The 5219-nt window shown below is 73.0% G+C and carries 5 protein-coding genes; 2 read left to right on the forward strand and 3 right to left on the reverse strand.

Going from position 1 to position 5219, the window contains the following annotated elements:
- The coding region (locus HET64_RS36250) for a winged helix DNA-binding domain-containing protein (RefSeq protein ID WP_215111487.1) at window positions 1-807 on the reverse strand (807 nt) is incomplete at its 3' end.
- A 119-nt stretch (window positions 808-926) separates the two neighbouring features.
- On the opposite strand from HET64_RS36250, the gene HET64_RS36255 reads away from it, so the two are divergent.
- Window positions 927-1805 carry a DMT family transporter gene (locus tag HET64_RS36255; protein WP_215111488.1) on the forward strand — a complete coding sequence of 293 codons (879 nt, stop codon included), beginning with the start codon at window positions 927-929 and terminating at the stop codon, window positions 1803-1805.
- A gap of 9 nt (window positions 1806-1814) precedes the next feature.
- Here HET64_RS36255 and HET64_RS36260 read toward each other — a convergent pair whose 3' ends face one another.
- Together HET64_RS36260 and HET64_RS36265 are read right to left on the reverse strand one after the other, a co-directional pair.
- Window positions 1815-2852, reverse strand: a complete 1038-nt coding sequence (locus tag HET64_RS36260; protein ID WP_215111489.1) for a glutathione S-transferase family protein — start codon at window positions 2850-2852, stop codon at window positions 1815-1817.
- The gene (locus HET64_RS36265; RefSeq protein WP_215111490.1) at window positions 2849-4348 is read right to left on the reverse strand and encodes an MFS transporter; all 1500 of its coding nucleotides are present in this window, start codon (window positions 4346-4348) and stop codon (window positions 2849-2851) included. The genes HET64_RS36260 and HET64_RS36265 overlap by 4 nt, the downstream gene beginning before the upstream one ends.
- Window positions 4349-4475: 127 nt before the next feature.
- Between HET64_RS36265 and HET64_RS36270 the strand changes: the two genes are divergently transcribed.
- The gene (locus tag HET64_RS36270) at window positions 4476-4871 is read left to right on the forward strand and encodes a VOC family protein (protein ID WP_032791032.1); all 396 of its coding nucleotides are present in this window, start codon (window positions 4476-4478) and stop codon (window positions 4869-4871) included.
- The last annotated feature ends 348 nt before the right edge of the window (window positions 4872-5219 follow it).

The following is a 5219-nucleotide window of genomic DNA, read 5'->3' on the forward strand; positions in this document are numbered from 1 at the left end:
GTCGGGGTCGGGGCGCGGGGCGTCCGGGAGGTCGAAGAGCTCGACGCCCCTCTCGTCCCGGAAGGTGAGCAGCCGGGGCCTGAGCCGTTCGAAGACCTCCTTCGTGCGGGTGAGGCCCGCCCATGACTGGAAGTCCATGACCGAGGCGGGGCCGAACGCGCCCAGGTAGCGCAGCACGGTGGCGTCGGGTGCGGGCACCGGTTCGGCGGGCCGGCCCAGCCAGTGCTCGACCGTGGTCAGGGCGACCTGCCCGCTACGGCCCCACAGTCCACGCGGGGTGACCTGGACCAGGGGCAGCAGACAGCGGGCGGCGACGGTGAGCGCGAGGGGGTCGGCGTCCGGCCAGCGGGCGAGGAGCTCCTCCCGCAGTTCCTTCACCGGGCGCGGGCGCTCCACGACCAGTTCCTCGGCCACCGCGGCGAGCCGGTCCAGGTCCACTCCTTCCAGCCCGCGCCGGAAGGTCTTCAGCTCCCGCTCGCGCGCCGCCTGCACCAGGGGGCGCAGGGTGAGCGCGTCGTCCGCCGTATGGGTGTGGAGGGTGGAGCGGAGGGTGACGATCCGGACCACCTCGCGGGACTCCATCAGGGCGGACAGCTCTTCGGGGTCGAAGTCGGCGAGCCGGGCGTACAGCTGGAAGTACGGGGGCCTGGTGTTCTGGGCCTGGAGCCCGAGGAGGTGGGCGACCGCGTCCTTCGCGGACATCGCCGACCGGCGCAGCAGGAGCTGCCGTTCCAGGGTCGCCCGGTTCAGGGCCCGCGCGGAGAGGACGGTGGGGTGTGCGGCGGTGCGGTGCGTCTTCGCTGCCATGGTCCGCACGGTACCGGGGCTTGCGGACAGGCACGGTCCGCATGGGGTGCGGGCGCGCGTTACGCCCACCGGCCCCGTGCGCCGAGCGCCCCGGCCGGGGGCGGCTCCATGATGAACCGGTGATCAGTGTCCTGTTCGCCGTCCTCACCGCGCTCAGCAACGGTTCCGCCTCGGTGCTCCAGCGCCGGGCGGCGATGCGGGTGCCCGACAGCGAGGCGATGCGGCTCTCCCTGATCGGTCGGCTGGTGCGGCAGAAGGTGTGGCTGGCGGGGATCGGGCTGGTGATCGTGGCGGCCGTCTGCCAGGCGGTCGCCCTGGCCACCGGGCCGATCGCGGTGGTCCAGCCGATCTTCGTGATCGAGCTTCCGGCGACGCTGCTGATCGCCGGGTTCGTGATGCGGGCCCGGGTGGACCGGGCCGTCTGGTTCGGCGTCGCGGCCGTCACGGTCGGCCTCGCGCTCGGCATGGCGTCGGCCGCGCCGGTCGGTGGCAGCGACACGGTGCGGGACGCGGCCTGGATCCCGGCGCTGGTGCTGACGGGGCTGTTCGAGGCGGTGCTGATCGGCGCGGCGCTGCGGACGCGCGGCAATCCGCGGGCTGCCCTGCTGGGGCTGGCCGCCGCGTGCGGCTACGCGCTGACGGCCGCTCTGATGAAGGACGCGATGGCGAACCTCGACGACGGCGGCGCTCCGGCGCTGCTGGCGTCCTGGCAGCTGTACGCGACGGCGGCGGCCGGGGTGGGCGCGCTGTTCCTGCTCCAGAACGCCCTTCAGGCGGGCAGTCTGGTGGCCGTGCAGCCGATGCTGACGCTGGGGGACGCGCTGATCAGCATCCTGTACGGGGTGACGTTGTTCGGCGAGGAGTTGCGGACCGGCTGGTGGCTGCTGCCCGAGCTGGCTGCGCTGGCCCTGATCGCCGCGGGATGCGTGCGGCTGGCCCGTACACCGCTGGCGGCGGGCACGCTCGCACCACCGCCACCGTCGTCCGCGCCCGGGTGAACGCCGGGATCAGGCGGCGGTCACGGGGGTGACCCGCTCGCCCGGGGGCACGGGGCTCGGGGGCGTGCCGTCGCCGAACGGGCGGCCGCCGAGCTGTTCGCGGTGGTGCGGGGCACTCCAGCCGGAGAGGTCGGGGCCGACGGGGACGATGCCGGTGGGGTTGATGCCCGTGTGCACCTGGTAGTAGTGCCGCTTGATGTGGTCGAAGTCGACCGTGTCGCCGAATCCGGGCGTCTGGTAGAGGTCACGGACGTAACCCCACAGGACGGGGTCCTCGGTCAGCTTGTTCCGGTTGCACTTGAAGTGGCCGTGGTAGACGGCGTCGAACCGGACCAGGGTGGTGAAGAGCCGGATGTCGGCCTCGGTGATGGTGTCGCCGACCAGGTAGCGGCGGTCCGCGAGGCGGGCGGAGACCAGGTCGAGGCGGTGGAACAGGGCGGCGTACGCCTCCTCGTACTCCTCCTGGGAGCTGGCGAACCCCGCGCGGTAGACGCCGTTGTTGACGTCCCGGTAGATGCCCTCCATGACCTCGTCGATCTCGTCGCGCAACGGTTCGGGGTAGAGGTCGGGGGCGCCGGGCCGGTGCAGGGCGGTCCATTCGGTGGCGAGGTCGAGGGTGATCCGCTGGTAGTCGTTGGTGACCAGTTTCCCGCTCGGTACGTCCACGATCGCGGGCACGCTGACACCGCCGGGATAGCCGCGCTCCCGGGCGTCGTAGGCCTCGCTCAGACAGCGGATGCCGAGGACCGGGTCCTTGCCGCCCGGGTCGAGGGTGAAGCGCCAGCTGCGGTCGTCCTGGATCGGGTCGGCGACGGCGAGCGACAGCGCGTCCTCCAGGCCGAGGAGCCGCCGGGAGACCAGCGCGCGGCTCGCCCAGGGGCAGGCGCGGCTGACGACGAGCCGGTAGCGGCCCGGCTCCACGGGCCATCCGTCGCGTCCGTCGGCGGTGACGCGGTCGGCGAAGTGGCTCCGGGACCGCTTGAACGGCTTGTGTCCGTAGGAGGTGTTGCCGTCGCTCCCGGCACTGTCCGCTGTCGTGTCGTTCATACCGCGCTCCTCGATGCGTCGCTCGGTGTGCGTGCTGTACGTCGTCTGCTCCGCCGGTCGGCGCCCACGTCGGCCAGCGCCACGATCAGGGCGGCCAGGACGAAGGCGACGGAGACGACGAGCCCGTGGTCGTAGGCGTCGGCCCAGCCGTCCGGGCCGACCTGGGCGAAGAACACCGCGCCGACGGCGGCGATCCCGATCGCGGAGCCGACCCGCTGGCCGGTCTGCAGGGTGCCCCCGGCGCTGCCGGCCCGGATCACCGGCACCTTCGCGAGGGTCAGGGTCTGGTTCGGGGCGATGACCAGGCCGCTGCCGAGACCGGCGAGGAGCAGCGGGGCGGCCATCGCCCAGCCCGCGCTGGTGCCGGGCACCAGGTGGACGGCGAGGGCGGTGCCGGCGAGGCCGAGGGCGACCATGGCCAGGCCCGCCACCACGAGCGGGCGGCCGAAGCGCCCGACGAGCCGGCCGCCGATGGACGCGGCGACGCCGGAGCCGAGGGCGAAGGGGGTGATGGCGAGCCCGGCCAGGAGGGCGGAGTAGCCCAGGCCTGACTGGAGGTAGAGGGTCGTGACGAAGAAGATCGAGGTAAACCCGGCGAAGTAGAGCAGGATCAGCAGGCAGCCCAGCCAGTAGGAGCGCAGCCGGAAGAGCGACAGGTCCAGGACCGGGTGGGTGCGTCCGCCCGTGCACCGCGCCTCCCAGACCACGAACGCGGCGAGCAGGGCCCCGGCCAGGAGGAGGAGCAGCCACTTTCCGCTTCCGGGCCACTGCTGGGCCTGGACGAACGGCAGCAGCAGCGCGAGTACCCCCGCCCCGAGCAGGACGACGCCCACCGGGTCCAGGTCGCGGGGCCTCACCCGGCCGGCCGACGGGGTGTCCGGGAGCAGCCGGTGGGCGAGCAGGAGGCAGACGGCGCCGAGCGGGAGGTTGACGTAGAAGACCCAGCGCCAGCCGTGGTCCGGTCCGGCGGCCTGGATGAGCAGGCCGCCGAGCAGCGGACCCACGGCCGTGGAGATGCCGACGACGGTGCCGAACATGCCGAAGGCCCGGCCGCGCTCGCGCCCGGAGAACATCTGCTGGATCAGGGCGGAGATCTGCGGGGAGATCAGACCACCCGCGATGCCCTGCACCAGGCGGGCGACCACCAGCCACAGGCTGGACTGGGCGGCCCCGCAGGCGGCGGACGCCAGGGTGAAGAGGGCGAGCCCCGCCATGAAGACCGCCCGGCGGCCCCGCGCGTCGCCCAGGCGTCCGGCGGGGATGAGGAAGAGCCCGAAGGCGAGGGCGTAGCCGGAGAGCACCCATTGGAGGTCGGACTCGGGGGTGTTCAGGCCCTCCCGGATCGAGGGGAGGGCCACGTTGACGATGGAGACGTCCAGCAGGGTCATGAAGCCCGCCACCAGGCAGACGGCCAGGGCCCGCCAACGCCGGGGGTCGGGTCCGTCCGGGGCGGCGTCGCCCCCGGCCGGCCCGGGATGCGCCGCGCTCCGTGCCATGGTTCGCACCTTAGATCGCGTGAGGTGTTTCCTCACCCGGGACTCGTCCGCACCGGTGGCCCGGATTCCGGATCCCGGACGGGCCCGCGGCGGCGTGGCAGCGCCCGGTGGGGGTACTGGTTCCCGCATGACTGTGGAGAAAACGAGTGTCCTCGTCCTTGACTGCGCCGAACCCATGGAGCTGGCCGAGTTCTACGCCGGTCTGCTCGACGCGGAGATACGGATCGGCTCCGACCCCGATTTCGTCGAGATCGTCGGCAACGACGGCGTCCGGCTGGCGATCCGCCGGGACCACGGCTACGCCCCGCCGAGCTGGCCGCGCCCGGAGGACTCGCAGCAGGCGCATCTGCGGATCCTGGTCGGCCCCGAGAACATCGACGAGGCCGAGCGGGAGGCGATCGGGCTGGGGGCCCGGCCCGTCGACACCGGCGACAGCAACAGCGGCCCCCGGGACGTGAGGGTGTACGGGGACCCGGCGGGCCACTCGTTCTCACTGGCGGTCTACCCGCTGCCACAGGGCTGAGCCGCCCGGCAGGGCCGGGCGGGACACCGACATACCGGTGCACAAGGACGGGCGCGTGGCGGAAGGGCCCCAACAGGCCCTTCCGCCACGCGTGTTAATAGACAGGAAAGTTTCCCAACACTGTTGACGGCAATTGAAAGGAAGCTTTACTTTCAGTCCTGCCGACATGGCGCCTCCCACCCCCCTTCGAAGGGAGCACCACCATGCACCAGCGCACCACTCCCCCCACCGGCACCGCCGTCACGGCCGGCCGCCGCAGAATGGCCCGCAAGGCCCTGCTCGCCGCGTCCGCACTCGGTGTGGTCACCGCACTGATGGCCCCCGTCCGGGCGGGAGCCGCCCCGGCCC

This window comes from Streptomyces sp. McG3 (assembly GCF_018619185.1).
GTDB lineage: Bacteria > Actinomycetota > Actinomycetes > Streptomycetales > Streptomycetaceae > Streptomyces.